The sequence below is a fragment of the Burkholderia cenocepacia genome (assembly GCF_014211915.1).
GTDB lineage: Bacteria > Pseudomonadota > Gammaproteobacteria > Burkholderiales > Burkholderiaceae > Burkholderia > Burkholderia orbicola.
Window position 1 is genome coordinate 1,054,777 of the sequence record NZ_CP060039.1, and the last position, 15,168, is coordinate 1,069,944.

A 15,168-nucleotide genomic window follows, 5' to 3' on the forward strand; every position below is an offset into this window, starting at 1 on the left:
CATGAGCGGGATCGATCCGAAACGTTTCGGCAAGGTGGCGGTGTTGTTCGGCGGCGAATCCGCCGAGCGCGAGGTGTCGCTCACCTCGGGCCGCCTCGTGCTGCAGGGCCTGCGTGACGCGGGCGTCGACGCGCACCCGTTCGACCCGGCCGAGCGGCCGCTGTCGGCGCTGAAGGACGAAGGCTTCGTGCGCGCGTTCAACGCGCTGCACGGCGGCTACGGCGAGAACGGCCAGATCCAGGGCGCGCTCGATTTCTACGGGATTCGCTATACGGGCAGCGGCGTGCTGGGCTCGGCGCTCGGCCTCGACAAGTTCCGCACGAAACTCGTGTGGCAGCAGACGGGCGTGCCGACGCCGCCGTTCGAGACGGTGATGCGCGGCGACGACCTGGCCGCGCGCGCGACCGACATCGTCGCGAAGCTCGGCCTGCCGTTGTTCGTGAAGCCGGCGAGCGAAGGCTCGAGCGTCGCGGTGCTGAAGGTGAAGACGGCCGACGCGCTGCCGGCCGCGCTCGCGGAAGCCGCGACGCACGACAAGATCGTGATCGTCGAGAAGAGCATCGAAGGCGGCGGCGAATATACCGCGTGCATCGCCGGCGATCTCGACCTGCCGCTGATCAAGATCGTGCCGGCGGGCGAGTTCTACGACTACCACGCGAAGTACGTCGCCGACGATACGCAGTACCTGATCCCGTGCGGCCTGCCGGCGGAACAGGAAACGGAACTGAAGCGCATCGCGCGCCGCGCGTTCGACGTGCTCGGCTGTACCGACTGGGGCCGCGCGGATTTCATGCTCGACGCGGCCGGCAATGCGTATTTCCTCGAAGTGAACACGGCCCCCGGGATGACCGACCACTCGCTGCCGCCGAAGGCCGCGCGCGCGGTCGGCATCGGCTATTCCGAGCTGGTCGTGAAGGTGCTGTCGCTCACGCTCAACGACTGACGCAGGAACGGAACGACGTATGTGGAACAACGTTCGCCAACTCAACCTTGCCGCCAGCGCGCTGTACGCGCTGCTGCTGCTCGTGTTGGCGGCGGCCGGCTGCTACTGGCTGATCCAGCGCCCGACGTTCGCGCTGCGGGAAATCCGGATCGACGGCGATACCGAGCACATCAACTCGCCGACGGTGCGCGCGGGCGTGGTCGGCCGGCTGAAGGGCAATTTCTTCACGGTCGATCTCGATACGGCGCGCGCGGCGTTCGAGCAGATGCCGTGGGTGCGTCACGCGAGCGTGCGCCGGGTGTGGCCGAATGCGCTGGCTGTCACGCTCGAGGAGTACAAACCGCTCGGGACCTGGGGCAGCGATCAGCTGGTGAGCGTCGACGGCGAGCTGTTCACCGCGAACCAGGGCGAGCTGGAGCAGGAACTGCCGGCATTCGACGGCCCGGAAGGCAGTGCGAAGGAAGTCGTCACGCGGTATCGCGACTTCGGGAAATGGTTTGCGCCGCTGAAGGCGGCGCCGGAAGAAGTGACGCTGTCGGCGCGGTACGCGTGGACGGTGAAGCTGTCGAACGGCATGCAGGTCGAGCTGGGCAAGGAACGCAACAGCGACACGCTGCATGACCGGAGCCAGCGCCTGGTCGCCGCGTGGCCGGCCGTCACGGAGCGTTGGGGCAACGACATCGAGTACGCGGACCTGCGGTATCCGAACGGATTCGCGATTCGCGCGGCAGGCATGCGGTTCCTGACCGATACCGACAAGCGCAAGAAGTAACGAGAGATCACACGCAAGAGCACTTTATGAGCAAAGACTACAAGGATCTGCTGGTTTCCCTCGACATCGGCACGTCGAAGGTGGTGGCCATCGTCGCCGAGCTGAAGGGCGAGGGTCACTACGAGGTGATCGGTCTCGGCCAGAGCGAGTCGAAGGGTCTGAAGAAAGGTGTGGTGGTCAACATCGAGGCCACCGTGCAATCGATCCAGCGCGCGCTCGAGGAAGCCGAGCTGATGGCCGACTGCAAGATCACCAACGTGTTCACGGGGATCGCGGGCAGCCACATCCGCAGCTTCAATTCGAGCGGGATGGTCGCGATCAAGGACAAGGAAGTCACGCAGACGGACGTCGCGCGCGTGATCGAGACCGCGAAGGCGATCAACATCCCGACCGACCAGCAGGTGCTGCACATCCTCACGCAGGAATTCATCATCGACGGCCAGGAAGACGTGCGCGAGCCGATCGGGATGAGCGGCATCCGGCTGGAAGTGAAGGTGCACATCGTGACGGGCGCGGTGAGCGCCGCGCAGAACATCGTCAAGTGCGTGCGCCGCTGCGGGCTGGAAGTGAACGACCTGATCCTGCAGCCGCTCGCGTCGTCGCTGGCGGTGCTGACGGAAGACGAGAAGGATCTCGGCGTGGTGCTGGTCGACATCGGCGGCGGCACGACCGACATCGCGATCTTCGCCGAAGGCGCGATCCGCCACACGGCGGTGATCCCGATCGCCGGCGACCAGATCACGAGCGACATCGCGATGGCGCTGCGCACGCCGACGCCGGACGCGGAAGACATCAAGGTCGGCTACGGGATCGCGAAGCAGGCGCTCGCCGATCCGGACGAAATGGTCGAAGTGCCGGGCCTCGGCGAACGCGGCCCGCGCACGCTGTCGCGCCAGGCGCTCGCGGCGGTGATCGAGCCGCGCGTCGAGGAACTGTTCTCGCTCGTGCAGCAGGTCGTGCGCGAGTCGGGTTACGAAGAACTCCTGAGCTCCGGCGTGGTCATTACCGGCGGCGCGTCGATGATGCCGGGCATGGTCGAGCTCGGCGAAGACATTTTCCTGAAACCGGTGCGCATCGGCGCGCCGGAATATGCAGGCGGCCTCTCCGACGTCGTGCGCAATCCGCGCTACTCGACGGCGATGGGGCTGCTCGTCGAAGGCAGTGCGCAGCGCATGCGCGGCCGCAAGGTCGCCGTGCAGTCCGGCAACGCGGGGCAGGTGTTCTCGCGGATGAAGGAATGGTTCCTGAGCAACTTCTGACAAACCGAATCGAAATTCGCGCTGGTGCCGGCGGCTGGCGCGCGACAGGGGGTTGCCCGATCTCCTGCCGAATAACGGCCGAGTAGCAGTCATTCTCTTGACGGAGGCAACAATGGAATTCGAAATGCTGGAAACCGAAACCAACGGCACCATCATCAAGGTGGTCGGCGTTGGCGGCGCTGGCGGCAATGCCGTCCAGCACATGATCAACCGCGGCGTGCAGGGCGTCGACTTCATCGTGATGAACACGGACGCCCAGGCGCTGTCGCGTTCGCGTGCATCGTCGGTGATCCAGCTCGGCAACACGGGTCTGGGCGCCGGTGCGAAGCCGGAAATGGGTCGTGCGGCAGCGGAAGAAGCGCGTGAGCGCATCGCCGACGCACTGCGCGGCGCGCACATGGTGTTCATTACGGCCGGCATGGGCGGTGGCACGGGTACGGGCGCCGCACCGGTGGTCGCGCAGATCGCGAAGGAGATGGGCATTCTGACGGTTGGCGTCGTCAGCAAGCCGTTCGAGTTCGAAGGCGGCAAGCGCATGCGCGTCGCCGAAGCTGGCTCGCAGCAACTGGAGGATCACGTCGACTCGCTGATCGTCGTGCTGAACGACAAGCTGTTCGACGTGATGGGCGACGACGCCGAGATGGACAAGTGCTTCCAGTGCGCGGACGACGTGTTGAACAACGCGGTGGCAGGTATCGCGGAAATCATCAACGTCGACGGCCTCGTGAACGTCGACTTCGAAGACGTGAAGACGGTGATGGGCGAGCAGGGCAAGGCGATGATGGGCACGGCGACGGTCGCCGGCGTCGATCGCGCACGCCTCGCGGCGGAACAGGCCGTGGCGAGCCCGCTGCTCGAAGGCGTCGATCTGTCGGGCGCGCGCGGCGTGCTGGTCAACATCACGTCGAGCCGTTCGCTGCGCCTGTCGGAAACGCGCGAAGTGATGAACACGATCAAGAGCTACGCGGCGGAAGATGCGACGGTGATCTTCGGTGCGGTGTACGACGACGCGATGGGCGATGCACTGCGCGTGACGGTCGTGGCGACGGGTCTGGGCCGTGCGGCGAAGAAGCAGCAGTCGGCCCCGATGACGCTGCTGCGCACGGGTACGGACAACCAGCCGGTCAGCGCGGTGTCGCACGGCTATGCGCAGCCGCATCACGTCAGCACGGCCGACTACGGCGCGCTCGATACGCCGGCGGTGTGGCGCAATTCGCGCGAAACCGCGGCATCGCACGTGCAGGCGCTGCAGGAGAAGGGTGTCGACACGTACGACATCCCGGCTTTCCTGCGCAAGCAGGCTGACTGACGCAAACACAGGCGAAGCCGCGGCGAAGTTGCCGCGGTAACGCCGGCGTGACGGATGCTACGGACCCAGACAGGCCGCGTCGGATGCGACGCCGGGCCGGGAAACGTGCCCTCTTCGCTTGAGCGGAGCGGGATGGGCCGTGCTGTCCGCAACACGCTGAAAAACCGTATCGCTATGAGGGACCAGCCATGATTCAAGTGGGCGACGCGCTGCCCGACGCGCAATTGTTCGAGTTCATCGACGACGCGCGCGAAGGGTGCACGCTGGGGCCGAACGCCTACAGCGTGCGCGACCAGGTTGCGGGAAAGCGGGTGGTGATCTTCGGATTGCCGGGCGCGTTCACGCCGACCTGCTCGGCGCAGCATGTGCCGGGCTACGTCGAGCGCGCCGAGCAATTGCGCGCGGCGGGTGTCGACGAGATCTGGTGCGTGTCCGTCAACGACGCATTCGTGATGGGCGCATGGGGACGTGATCTGCACACCGCGGGCAAGGTGCGCATGATGGCGGACGGCAGCGCGGCTTTCACTCATGCGCTGGGGCTGACGCAGGATTTGTCCGCGCGTGGCATGGGAATTCGTTCCCTGCGCTACGCGATGGTGATTGACGGCGGTGTGGTCAAGACGCTGGCCGTCGAGGCGCCGGGCAAATTCGAAGTGAGCGATGCGGCGAGTGTTCTCGCGACGTTGACGTCCTGATCGTGCGGTGCGCCGTTGCCTTCCGGCAACGCTGCTCACCGGCCTCAGGGCAGTTGTAACACGGGCTGATGACCGGAAACGCCTCCGTTCCGGGCATCGGCCCGTCCCGTATCGGCGCGGGTAAACTGTCGAAACAGATTGATACGCAGTTTCAGACAGCGCTGAATAGGGAATTACGCTATAATCCCGCCTATCGAATATAACTCCTGATTGATATCTTCAATCAAGACGAAGAAGACCATGTTGAAGCAGCGCACCATCAAATCCATCGTGAAGACCGTGGGTATCGGTGTCCACTCGGGCCGCAAGATCGAGTTGACGCTCCGTCCCGCCGCGCCCGGCACGGGCATCGTCTTTTCACGCGTCGACCTGCCCACGCCGGTCGACATTCCCGCATCGGCGATGTCGATCGGCGACACGCGGCTCGCGTCGGTGTTGCAGAAGGATGGCGTGCGCGTGTCGACGGTCGAGCACCTGATGTCCGCGTGTGCGGGTCTCGGCATCGACAACCTGTATGTCGATGTGACGGCCGAGGAAATCCCGATCATGGACGGCAGCGCCGCCACGTTCGTGTTCCTGATCCAGTCCGCCGGCATCGAGGAGCAGAACGCGCCGAAGCGTTTCATCAAGGTGAAGAAGCCGGTCGAAATCCGTGACGGCGACAAGTTCGCGCGGCTCGATCCGTATTTCGGCTTCAAGCTGAAGTTCTCGATCGACTTCCGCCACCCGGCCGTCGACAAGACGGGCCAGGAGCTCGAGGTCGATTTCGCGACCACGTCGTACGTGCGCGAGATCGCGCGTGCGCGCACGTTCGGCTTCGCGCACGAGGCCGAGATGCTGCGCGAGATCGGCCTGGCGCGCGGCGGCAGCATGGACAACGCGATCGTGCTCGACGAGTACCGCATCCTGAACAACGACGGGCTGCGCTACGACGACGAGTTCGTGAAGCACAAGATGCTCGACGCGATCGGCGACCTGTACGTGATCGGCCACCCGCTGCTGGCGTCGTACACCGCGTACAAGTCGGGCCACGGCCTGAACAACGCGTTGCTGCGCGAACTGCTCGCGCACGAAGACGCGTACGAGATCGTGACGTTCGACGATCCGCAGGCTGCACCGAAGGGGTTCGCGTTCGACGCGCAGACGGCCTTCGCGTGACCGGCTTTCAGCGCAAGCGATAAAAAAAGCGACCTTCGGGTCGCTTTTTTGTTGGCTGGCGGCCGCCGATGACCGGTGCGGTCAACGCGGCTTCGCGCCGTGCCGTGCCGCCATCCGCGCGAGCGCGGCCTGCAGCGGCGACGGCTCGAGGTGGTCGGCGAGGTCGCGCAGCGCGGCGGCGCCGGCCGAGGTCATCCGCGCCTGCTTCACGTGCGGCGGGTCCGGCGCGTCCTTCGGCCGCACGCGCACGCGCAGCGTCGTCACGGGCCAGCCGCGTTTCTGGAGGTCGCCGAGCAGCCGCACCTCCACCTGCCGCAGCCGCGCGGCCAGCGCATTGTGCGCGGCAAAGAGGGTCAGGGTGCCGTCCTTGATGAAGCCCGGCTCGACGTGATTCGCCAGATAGTCGGGCAGGCATGCGCCCAGGTCGCGCTGCAGCGACGCGATCTGCTCGACACCCGCGCGCAGCGCCGCGAAAGCGTCGGTACGGCCGAGCACTTCGGACACGGGTTGCGGGCGATAGGCGGCGAGCGGGCCGAAACGCTTGGAAAATCGGTTCATCGAGGCTTTCTTCGAGCGCGCACGCGCGCGGACGGTGCAGCCGATTGTACCCGCGCCCGCCTGTGCACGGGCGGCTTTCGGCTCCGCCCGCCCGGCCGCGGCGCGCGATGCCCGTCCGGCCGGGACGCAGGCGCACGCGTCCCCGCGTGCTAAAATTCGACGTTTGAGTCCACTAATTCGCTAAGCCGCCGAGGCTCGGGCGCCGGGGCGCGCAACACGCGCCGGGCGCCGGTGCTGCGACGCAGGATCCGATCCGATGACAACCGGTTTTCTCCAGAAAATTTTTGGCAGCCGCAACCAGCGGCTCGTCAAGCAATACCAAAAGACCGTCGCGACGATCAATGCGCTCGAAACGCAGATCGAGAAGCTGACGGACGACCAGTTGCGCGGCAAGACGGACGAATTCCGCCAGCGGGTCGCGGCCGGCGAGTCGCTCGACAAGCTGCTGCCCGAGGCCTTCGCGGTCTGTCGCGAAGCGAGCCGTCGCGTGCTGAAGATGCGGCACTTCGACGTGCAGATGATCGGCGGCATGGTGCTCCACTACGGCAAGATCGCGGAAATGCGCACCGGCGAAGGCAAGACGCTCGTCGCGACGCTGCCCGTGTACCTGAATGCGCTGGCCGGCCGCGGCGTGCACGTCGTGACCGTCAACGATTACCTCGCGCAGCGCGACGCCGAATGGATGGCGCGCCTCTACAACTTCCTCGGTCTGTCGGTCGGCATCAACCTGTCCGGCATGGAGCACGACCAGAAGCAGCAGGCCTACGCGGCGGACATCACGTACGGCACGAACAACGAATTCGGCTTCGACTACCTGCGCGACAACATGGTCTACGAGACCGACGCGCGCGTGCAGCGGGCCCTGAACTTCGCGGTCGTCGACGAAGTGGACTCGATCCTGATCGACGAAGCGCGTACGCCGCTGATCATTTCGGGCCAGGCCGAGGATCACACCGAGCTGTACGTGCGGATGAACGCACTGCCGCCGCTGCTCGAGCGCCAGATCGGCGAGGAGAAGGCCGACGGCACGGGCGTCGAGAAGCCCGGCGACTACACGCTCGACGAGAAGGCGCGCCAGGTGTTCCTGACGGAATCGGGCCACGAGAAGGCCGAGCGTCTGCTCGCCGAATGGGGCCTGATCGGCGAGGGCGAAAGCCTGTACGCGCCGCAGAACATCACGCTGATGCACCACGTGTACGCGGCGCTGCGCGCCCACACGCTGTTCCACAAGGATCAGCACTACGTCGTGCAGAACGGCGAAGTGGTCATCGTCGACGAATTCACGGGCCGCCTGATGGCCGGCCGCCGCTGGTCGGACGGCCTGCACCAGGCGGTCGAGGCGAAGGAGCACGTGAAGATCCAGAGCGAGAACCAGACGCTCGCGTCGATCACGTTCCAGAACTACTTCCGGATGTACGCGAAGCTGGCTGGCATGACCGGTACCGCGGACACCGAAGCGTACGAATTCAACGAGATCTACGGTCTCGAGACGGTCGTGATCCCGACCAACCGCCCGCCGAAGCGGATCGACAAGCAGGACCAGATCTACAAGACGGCCAAGGAGCGCTACGACGCGGTGATCCGCGACATCCGCGACTGCTACGAGCGTGGCCAGCCGGTGCTGGTCGGCACGACGTCGATCGAGAACTCCGAACTGCTGTCGCACCTGCTGAAGCAGGCCGGGCTGCCGCACGAAGTGCTGAACGCGAAGCAGCACGAGCGTGAAGCGGCGATCGTCGCGGAAGCCGGCCGTCCGAAGCGCATCACGATCGCGACCAACATGGCCGGCCGCGGTACCGACATCGTGCTCGGCGGCAACGCGGAGAAGCAGGCGGCGTTCATCGAGGCCGACGATGCGATCCCGGCCGACGAAAAGGCGCGCCGCATCCAGAAATTGCACGACGAGTGGGAAACGCTGCACGAGGAAGTGAAAGCCGCGGGCGGTCTGCACATCATCGGCACCGAGCGCCACGAATCGCGACGGATCGACAACCAGCTGCGCGGCCGTGCGGGCCGCCAGGGCGATCCGGGCTCGTCGCGCTTCTACCTGTCGCTCGACGACCCGCTGCTGCGCATCTTTGCGGGCGACCGCGTGCGCTCGATCATGGATCGCCTGAAGATGCCGGAAGGCGAGGCGATCGAGGCGGGCATCGTCACGCGGTCGATCGAATCGGCGCAGCGCAAGGTCGAGGCGCGCAACTTCGACATCCGCAAGCAGCTGCTCGAATACGACGACGTGTCGAACGACCAGCGCAAGGTGATCTACCAGCAGCGCAACGAGCTGCTGGAAGCGCACGACATCACCGAGACGATCACCGCGATGCGTCACGGCGTGATCACCGAAGTCGTCCGCCAGTTCGTGCCGGAAGGCAGCATCGAAGAGCAGTGGGACGTGCCCGAGCTCGAGGAAGCGCTGCGCAACGACTGGCAGCTCGATCTCGCGATCCAGGAAATGGTGAACGAGTCGTCGTCGATCACCGCCGAGGAGATCCTCGACGCCGTGATGACGGCCGCCGACGAGCAGTACGAGGCGAAGGTCGCGATGGTCGGCCGCGAATCGTTCAGCGCATTCGAGCGCTCGGTGATGCTGCAGACGGTCGACCGCCTGTGGCGCGAGCACCTCGCAGCGCTCGACCACCTGCGCCAGGGCATCCACCTGCGCGGCTATGCGCAGAAGAACCCGAAGCAGGAGTACAAGCGCGAGGCGTTCGAGCTGTTCGCCGCGATGCTCGACGCGATCAAGCAGGAAGTCACGCGCATCGTGATGAACGTGCAGATCCAGTCGCCGGAGCAGCTGGAAGAGGCGGCCGAGCAGATCGAGGAGCGCGGCGGTCATCTCGAGAACGTCGAATACCAGCACGCCGACTACGCGGAGGCCGGTGCACCGGTGGCGAACGTCACGGCAGCTGCGGCGGCCACGGCGACGGCCGACATGGTCGGCAGCGCGATGACGCACAGCGGCCCCGGCGGCGAAATGCCGAAGGTCGGCCGCAACGACCCGTGTCCGTGCGGCAGCGGCAAGAAGTACAAGCAATGTCACGGGAAGCTGTCATGATCGGCGGCGGCGCGCGTCACGCGTGCCGCGTCGTTCGCAGCTTCGAGTCAGTGATGTGAGTTGTGGCGGCCCGCGCGTGCGGCCGCCGGTTCTTCCAATCGATGCCGGCGCGTGCCGGCATTTTCCATCCGGCAGGTGTGCCCCATGGCTGTCAATTTTCCGTCGATCGATCCCGCCCAACTGCATCCCGTCGCCGGCGTCACGCTCGGCTGGGCGGAAGCGAACATCCGCAAGCCGAATCGCAAGGACGTGCTGGTCATCTCCGTCGACGAAGGTGCGACGGTCGCGGGCGTGTTCACCGAAAACCGTTTCTGCGCAGCGCCGGTCACCGTCTGCCGCGAGCACCTGGCGAAGGTGCGCGCGGGCGGCGCGGGCATCCGCGCGCTGGTCGTGAATACGGGCAATGCGAACGCGGGCACCGGCGAGCCGGGCCTCGTGAACGCCCGTGAAACGTGTACGGAACTCGCGCGTCTCGCGGGCATCGAGCCGGCGCAGGTGCTGCCGTTCTCGACCGGCGTGATTCTCGAGCCGCTGCCGATCGATCGTCTGAAGGCCGGCTTGCCGGCTGCGCTCGCGAACCGCAACGCCGCGAACTGGTTCGACGCCGCGCAGGCGATCATGACGACCGACACGCTGCCGAAGGCGACGTCGCGCCAGGTGACGATCGACGGCCACACGGTCACGCTGACGGGCATCAGCAAGGGCGCGGGCATGATCAAGCCGAACATGGCGACGATGCTCGGCTTTCTCGCGTTCGATGCGAACGTCGCGCAGCCGGTGCTCGACACGCTCGTGAAGGAAGTCGCCGATCGCTCGTTCAACTGCATCACGATCGACGGCGACACGTCGACGAACGACTCGTTCATCCTGATCGCATCGGGCAAGAGCACGCTGCCGGCGATCACGTCGACCGATTCGCCGGCCTATGCGGCGCTGCGCGACGCGGTGACGGAAGTCGCGCAGGTGCTGTCGCAACTGATCGTGCGCGACGGCGAAGGCGCGACGAAATTCATGACGGTGCAGGTCGAAGGCGGCAAGAGCGTCGCCGAATGCCGCCAGATCGCGTACGCGATCGGCCATTCGCCGCTCGTAAAGACGGCCTTCTACGCATCCGACCCCAACCTGGGCCGGATTCTCGCGGCGATCGGCTATGCGGGCGTCGCGGATCTCGACGTCGGCAAGATCGACCTCTATCTGGACGACGTGCTCGTCGCGAAGGCGGGCGGCCGCAACCCGGCCTACCAGGAAGAGGACGGCCAGCGCGTGATGAAGCAGAGCGAGATCACGATCCGCGTGCTGCTCGGCCGTGGCGACGCGCAGGCCACCGTCTGGACGTGCGACCTGTCGCACGATTACGTGAGCATCAACGCGGATTACCGCTCCTGATCGGGAGCGCTCGAACGACATGGACAAGCTTGAACAGTTTCTGACGCGCGCGGAAGCGCTGCTCGGCCGTCTCGAAGGGATGCTGCCGCCCGCACCGGCGGCCATCGACTGGAACGCGGCGCACGCGTTCCGCTGGCGCAAGCGCCAGGGGCGCGGTTACCTGCAGCCGGTACCGGCCGTGTCGTCGATCACGCTCGGCGACTTGCACAACATCGACCGCCAGAAAGCGCTGATTGATCAGAACACGCGGCAGTTCGTACAGCGCAAGCCGGCCAACAACGTGCTGCTGACCGGCGCACGCGGTACCGGCAAGTCGTCGCTGATCAAGGCGTGCCTGAATGCGTACGCGAACGACGGGCTGCGCCTGATCGAAGTCGACAAGGACGACCTGCACGATCTCGGCGACATCGTCGACCTGATCTCGCAGCGTCCGGAGCGGTTCATCGTATTTTGCGACGACCTGTCGTTCGAGGACGGCGAATCGGGCTACAAGGCGCTGAAGGTCGCGCTCGACGGGTCGATCGCCGCGCAGTCGGACAACGTGCTGATCTACGCGACGTCGAACCGCCGCCATCTGCTGCCCGAGTACATGAGCGACAACGAGTCGTACAAGCATCTGCCGGACGGCGAGATTCACCCTGGCGAAGTCGTCGAGGAGAAGATCTCGCTGTCGGAGCGCTTCGGCCTGTGGGTCAGCTTCTATCCGTTCAAGCAGGACGACTACCTCGACATCGTCGCGCACTGGCTGCGTCACTTCGGCTGCCCGGATACGGAGATCGAGACGGCACGCGGCGACGCGCTCGTATGGGCGCTCGAGCGTGGTTCGCGCTCGGGCCGCGTCGCGTGGCAGTTCGCGCGTGACTGGTCGGGTCGCAAGGAGCAGGCATGAGCGCGGATCTGGCACAGGGCGCCGTGCGGGCGCCGGACGGCCGCAAGGTGACGGAAGTCGCGGTCGGCGTGATGGTGCAGCCGGACGGGCGCTATCTGCTCGCGCAACGCCTGCAGGGCAAGCCGTACGAAGGTTACTGGGAGTTTCCGGGCGGCAAGCTGGAGGCCGGCGAAAGCGTCGAGGACGCGCTGGCGCGCGAGCTGCACGAGGAACTCGGCATCGAAGTCACGGCCAGCCACCGGTGGCACACGCTCGAGCACGATTATCCGCACGCGTACGTGCGGCTCTATTTCTGCAAGGTGACGGGCTGGACGGGCGAGCCGCACAGCAAGGAAGGGCAGGCGTTCGTATGGCAGCAACTGCCGGTCGAGGTCGCGCCGCTGTTGCCGGCGGCGCTGCCGGTGCTCGAACTGCTCGAGAAGGAAGCGGCGTCGCAATGACGCTGTGGCGGCCCGCCTGAAACGCGGGCCATATCAAGTGGGCGGCGGCACCGCGCGCCGCTCAGCTGTCGCGGCGGTTGTCCGTGCCGTCCTCTTCCGACGACGGACCCTCGTCGGAGGCGCCGCCGATCCGATACTTTTCTGCGGCCCATGCGCCAAGGTCGAGCTGCTTGCAGCGGGCCGAGCAGAAGGGACGGAACTTGTTTTCAGGCGTCCAGCGCACTTCTGCGCCGCACGACGGACATTTCACAACGGTAGTCATACGAAAGCGTTGAACCGGCACGCGGCCGTTACAGATTACACAGGGTCAGATGGAACGGCACGTCGATGTCCACCGCACGCGGCCGCACGTCGCCGTCCTGCATGGTGAACCGTACCCATAGCATGTATTTGTTGGCGCTCGCCTCGGGAATCACGCGCAACTCCGGCGGCACCCGCACCTGCATCAACTGATAGCTGCGCCCGGACAGCATCTGCTGGTAGCTGCCCTGCATCGCCATGACCTTCGACGCCTGACCCGATTCGCGCGCGAGCCGCAGTACGATCGCCGCGGCGTCGCGCAACGGCAGCATCGGCAGGATCCACTTCGCGATGTCCTGGCGACGCTGCTCGGCGGGCCATTGCTGCCACGCGTAGTATGACGGCAGGTCGAACTTGCACGTGCCGCCCGGAATCACCGCGCGGCTGCGGATGCTGGCGAGCCACTCGTTGTCGACGAGATGCTGGCCGGTCTTGCCCTGCATCTGCGCAAGATTCGCGAGCGTCTGCTCGATTTCGCCGAGCACGGCCTCGAGCGCATTCTGCTCGATGCCCGGATTGCCGCGAAAGGGGGCGAGCGTCTGGCGTTGACGTTCGAGCTCCTTCATCAGATCCGATTTCAGGTCCGCGCGGCCTGTTACCTCGGCGATCTCGAACAGCGTCGTCAGCGCGACGTGGTGCTCACGCGGGTCCTCCTGAGCCAAAAAGAACGCGAAGCGCTCGAACAGATCTTCGAGACGCAACAGCGTGCGAATTCGCTCGTTGAACGGATACTCGTAAAGAATCAAGCGCGCTCGCCTCTTGGGTAGGGATTGAAACAATGAAGGACATTCTAATGCCCCCTCTCTACCCTAGCAACGCGCCAATTTCGTACACCATCACGATTGCGTGCGAGGCTCAGTGCGCGGCGGCCGCGAATCCGACATAGCGTTGGTGCAGTGCATCGACCTGGGCGGTGAGCGCGTCGGGCGTGGCCGCGTCGTTGACGATCACATCGTCGGCCGCCGCGAGGCGCGCTTCGCGCGTCGCCTGGCGCGCGATGATCGCTTCGACCTGTTCGCGCGTGAAACCGTTGCGTCGCATCACGCGCGCGATCTGCGTTTCGACCGGGCAGTCGACGACGAGCACACGATTGCTGCGCGCCTTCCAGGTGCCCGACTCGACGAGCAACGGCACGACGAACATCACGTACGGGCCCCGTGCTTCGCGCGCCTCGCGATCGGTCTCCGCGCGGATCAGCGGATGCGTGATCGCTTCGAGGCGCCGGCGCGCGTCGTCGTCGCTGAAGATCAGCGTGCGCATCTTCGCGCGATCGAGCGAGCCGTCGGCGGCCACAAAGCCCTGACCGAAGGCCTGCTCGATCGCCGGCATCGCGAGGCCGCCCGGCGCGGTGATGCGGTGGGCAATCAGGTCGGTATCGACGAGCGATGCGCCACGGGCGCCGAACAGGTCGGCAACGGTCGTCTTGCCGCTGCCGATGCCGCCCGTGAGTCCTACTGAAAACATGTCAGCCTCCGAGCGCCGCATAGAAAGGGGTGCCGAAAAACAGCGTGGCGACGCCGCCGGCCGCGAGGAACGGGCCGAACGGGATCGGCTCCTCGAAGCGCATGCGGCCGCGCCAGGTCGCGACGAGCCCGACGACCGCGCCGGTCACCGCCGCGAACAGCACGACTTGCGGCAGTGCGGCCCAGCCCATCCATGCGCCGAGCGCGGCAAGCAGCTTCAGGTCGCCGAAACCGATGCCCTCGATGCCGCGCAGCCATTTGAACAGCCAGTAGATCGACCACAGGAACAGGTAGCCGGCCATCGCGCCGATCACGGCCGAGCGCAGCGACGTGAAAGTGCCGCCGAGGTTCAGCACGAGCCCGGCCCACAGCAATGGCAGCGTCATCGAGTCGGGCAGGTAGCCGGTCCGGATATCGATTGCGCTCATCGCGAGCAGCGCCGCGCACAGCGCGAACGCGGCGAACGCGGCGACGGTCGGGCCGAACGCCGCGAGCGAGCCGGCCGCGAGCAGTGCGCACGCGAGTTCGACGAGCGGATAGCGGATACCGATTGGGTGGCCGCAGCGCCGGCAGCGTCCGCGCAGCATCAGGTAGCTAAGGAGCGGAACGTTTTCCCAGGCGCGCAACACGTGGCCGCAGTGCGGGCAGGCGCTGCGCGGGCGCCACAGATCGTAGCGTGGCGGATAACCGTCGTTGGGCGGGGCGCCCGCGGCGCCGGTCGCTTCGGCGATCTCGGCCTGCCACGCGCGCTGCATCATCACGGGCAACCGGTGCACGACCACATTCAGGAAACTGCCGATGCAAAGGCCGATGACGACCGCTAACGCGTACTGCAGCGCGGGCGGCAGCATCGCCAGCGCGAGCAGCGTGCTCTCGGGCGAATCGGATACGGCGGACAGGGGCGCTGGCGTCATGAGGCTCGAGGTTGGACTAAAAGGCGA

General features: G+C 66.1%; 15 protein-coding genes. 10 read left to right on the plus strand and 5 right to left on the minus strand.

Annotated elements, in window-relative coordinates; all coding sequences use genetic code 11:
* Position 1: 1 nt before the first annotated feature.
* The 6 genes from SY91_RS04955 to lpxC all read left to right on the plus strand — a co-directional run bounded on the left by SY91_RS04955 (position 2) and on the right by lpxC (position 6,136).
* Positions 2-943 carry a D-alanine--D-alanine ligase gene (locus tag SY91_RS04955; protein ID WP_011544503.1) on the plus strand — a complete coding sequence of 314 codons (942 nt, stop codon included), beginning with the start codon at positions 2-4 and terminating at the stop codon, positions 941-943.
* Between the two features lie 19 nt (positions 944-962).
* Positions 963-1,715: a cell division protein FtsQ/DivIB gene (locus SY91_RS04960; protein ID WP_006477014.1), complete on the plus strand. Its 753-nt coding sequence runs from the start codon at positions 963-965 to the stop codon at positions 1,713-1,715.
* Between the two features lie 26 nt (positions 1,716-1,741).
* On the plus strand, positions 1,742-2,974 hold the full coding sequence (gene ftsA / locus SY91_RS04965; RefSeq protein ID WP_006487138.1) for a cell division protein FtsA: 1,233 nt from the start codon (positions 1,742-1,744) through the stop codon (positions 2,972-2,974).
* A gap of 112 nt (positions 2,975-3,086) precedes the next feature.
* On the plus strand, positions 3,087-4,283 hold the full coding sequence (gene ftsZ / locus SY91_RS04970) for a cell division protein FtsZ (RefSeq protein ID WP_006477012.1): 1,197 nt from the start codon (positions 3,087-3,089) through the stop codon (positions 4,281-4,283).
* Between the two features lie 188 nt (positions 4,284-4,471).
* Positions 4,472-4,978 (plus strand): peroxiredoxin, encoded by a 507-nt coding sequence (locus tag SY91_RS04975; protein ID WP_043888235.1) that lies wholly within the window; start codon positions 4,472-4,474, stop codon positions 4,976-4,978.
* A gap of 240 nt (positions 4,979-5,218) precedes the next feature.
* Complete coding sequence (lpxC, locus tag SY91_RS04980) at positions 5,219-6,136, plus strand: UDP-3-O-acyl-N-acetylglucosamine deacetylase (RefSeq protein ID WP_006487145.1); 918 nt, start codon at positions 5,219-5,221, stop codon at positions 6,134-6,136.
* An 81-nt stretch (positions 6,137-6,217) separates the two neighbouring features.
* Here lpxC and SY91_RS04985 read toward each other — a convergent pair whose 3' ends face one another.
* Positions 6,218-6,694: a DUF721 domain-containing protein gene (locus SY91_RS04985; RefSeq protein WP_023477232.1), complete on the minus strand. Its 477-nt coding sequence runs from the start codon at positions 6,692-6,694 to the stop codon at positions 6,218-6,220.
* Positions 6,695-6,950: 256 nt separating this feature from the next.
* Here SY91_RS04985 and secA point away from each other — a divergent pair, with 256 nt between their 5' ends.
* The 4 genes from secA (at position 6,951) to SY91_RS05005 (ending at position 12,464) form a co-directional block, all read left to right on the plus strand.
* Positions 6,951-9,749, plus strand: a complete 2,799-nt coding sequence (gene secA / locus SY91_RS04990; protein ID WP_023477233.1) for a preprotein translocase subunit SecA — start codon at positions 6,951-6,953, stop codon at positions 9,747-9,749.
* 144 nt (positions 9,750-9,893) lie between these two features.
* The gene (argJ, locus tag SY91_RS04995; protein ID WP_023477235.1) at positions 9,894-11,135 is read left to right on the plus strand and encodes a bifunctional glutamate N-acetyltransferase/amino-acid acetyltransferase ArgJ; all 1,242 of its coding nucleotides are present in this window, start codon (positions 9,894-9,896) and stop codon (positions 11,133-11,135) included.
* Positions 11,136-11,154: 19 nt separating this feature from the next.
* A complete protein-coding gene (locus SY91_RS05000) occupies positions 11,155-12,024 on the plus strand; it encodes an ATP-binding protein (protein WP_012327857.1) in 870 nt (289 codons plus the stop codon).
* Positions 12,021-12,464 carry an NUDIX domain-containing protein gene (locus SY91_RS05005; RefSeq protein WP_006487137.1) on the plus strand — a complete coding sequence of 148 codons (444 nt, stop codon included), beginning with the start codon at positions 12,021-12,023 and terminating at the stop codon, positions 12,462-12,464. The genes SY91_RS05000 and SY91_RS05005 overlap by 4 nt, the downstream gene beginning before the upstream one ends.
* 61 nt (positions 12,465-12,525) lie before the next feature.
* Here the strand turns inward: SY91_RS05005 and SY91_RS05010 are convergent, their stop codons facing one another.
* The 4 genes from SY91_RS05010 to SY91_RS05025 form a co-directional block, all read right to left on the minus strand.
* Positions 12,526-12,726 (minus strand): DNA gyrase inhibitor YacG, encoded by a 201-nt coding sequence (locus SY91_RS05010; protein WP_011544509.1) that lies wholly within the window; start codon positions 12,724-12,726, stop codon positions 12,526-12,528.
* A gap of 28 nt (positions 12,727-12,754) precedes the next feature.
* Positions 12,755-13,510, minus strand: a complete 756-nt coding sequence (gene zapD, locus SY91_RS05015) for a cell division protein ZapD (RefSeq protein ID WP_012327858.1) — start codon at positions 13,508-13,510, stop codon at positions 12,755-12,757.
* A 109-nt stretch (positions 13,511-13,619) separates the two neighbouring features.
* Entirely contained in the window at positions 13,620-14,228 is a 609-nt protein-coding gene (coaE, locus tag SY91_RS05020) for a dephospho-CoA kinase (RefSeq protein ID WP_006477005.1), read from the minus strand.
* A 1-nt stretch (position 14,229) separates the two neighbouring features.
* On the minus strand, positions 14,230-15,141 hold the full coding sequence (locus SY91_RS05025) for a prepilin peptidase (protein ID WP_006477004.1): 912 nt from the start codon (positions 15,139-15,141) through the stop codon (positions 14,230-14,232).
* Positions 15,142-15,168 lie beyond the last annotated feature (27 nt).

Bases quoted from the DNA above. Each gene is read 5' to 3' on its own strand.
- SY91_RS04955 (WP_011544503.1), top strand. From the start codon at position 2: ATGAGCGGGATCGATCCGAAACGTTTCGGCAAGGTGGCGGTGTTGTTC.
- SY91_RS04960 (WP_006477014.1), top strand. From the start codon at position 963: ATGTGGAACAACGTTCGCCAACTCAACCTTGCCGCCAGCGCGCTGTAC.
- ftsA (WP_006487138.1), top strand. From the start codon at position 1,742: ATGAGCAAAGACTACAAGGATCTGCTGGTTTCCCTCGACATCGGCACG.
- ftsZ (WP_006477012.1), top strand. From the start codon at position 3,087: ATGGAATTCGAAATGCTGGAAACCGAAACCAACGGCACCATCATCAAG.
- SY91_RS04975 (WP_043888235.1), top strand. From the start codon at position 4,472: ATGATTCAAGTGGGCGACGCGCTGCCCGACGCGCAATTGTTCGAGTTC.
- lpxC (WP_006487145.1), top strand. From the start codon at position 5,219: ATGTTGAAGCAGCGCACCATCAAATCCATCGTGAAGACCGTGGGTATC.
- SY91_RS04985 (WP_023477232.1), bottom strand. From the start codon at position 6,694: ATGAACCGATTTTCCAAGCGTTTCGGCCCGCTCGCCGCCTATCGCCCG.
- secA (WP_023477233.1), top strand. From the start codon at position 6,951: ATGACAACCGGTTTTCTCCAGAAAATTTTTGGCAGCCGCAACCAGCGG.
- argJ (WP_023477235.1), top strand. From the start codon at position 9,894: ATGGCTGTCAATTTTCCGTCGATCGATCCCGCCCAACTGCATCCCGTC.
- SY91_RS05000 (WP_012327857.1), top strand. From the start codon at position 11,155: ATGGACAAGCTTGAACAGTTTCTGACGCGCGCGGAAGCGCTGCTCGGC.
- SY91_RS05005 (WP_006487137.1), top strand. From the start codon at position 12,021: ATGAGCGCGGATCTGGCACAGGGCGCCGTGCGGGCGCCGGACGGCCGC.
- SY91_RS05010 (WP_011544509.1), bottom strand. From the start codon at position 12,726: ATGACTACCGTTGTGAAATGTCCGTCGTGCGGCGCAGAAGTGCGCTGG.
- coaE (WP_006477005.1), bottom strand. From the start codon at position 14,228: ATGTTTTCAGTAGGACTCACGGGCGGCATCGGCAGCGGCAAGACGACC.
- SY91_RS05025 (WP_006477004.1), bottom strand. From the start codon at position 15,141: ATGACGCCAGCGCCCCTGTCCGCCGTATCCGATTCGCCCGAGAGCACG.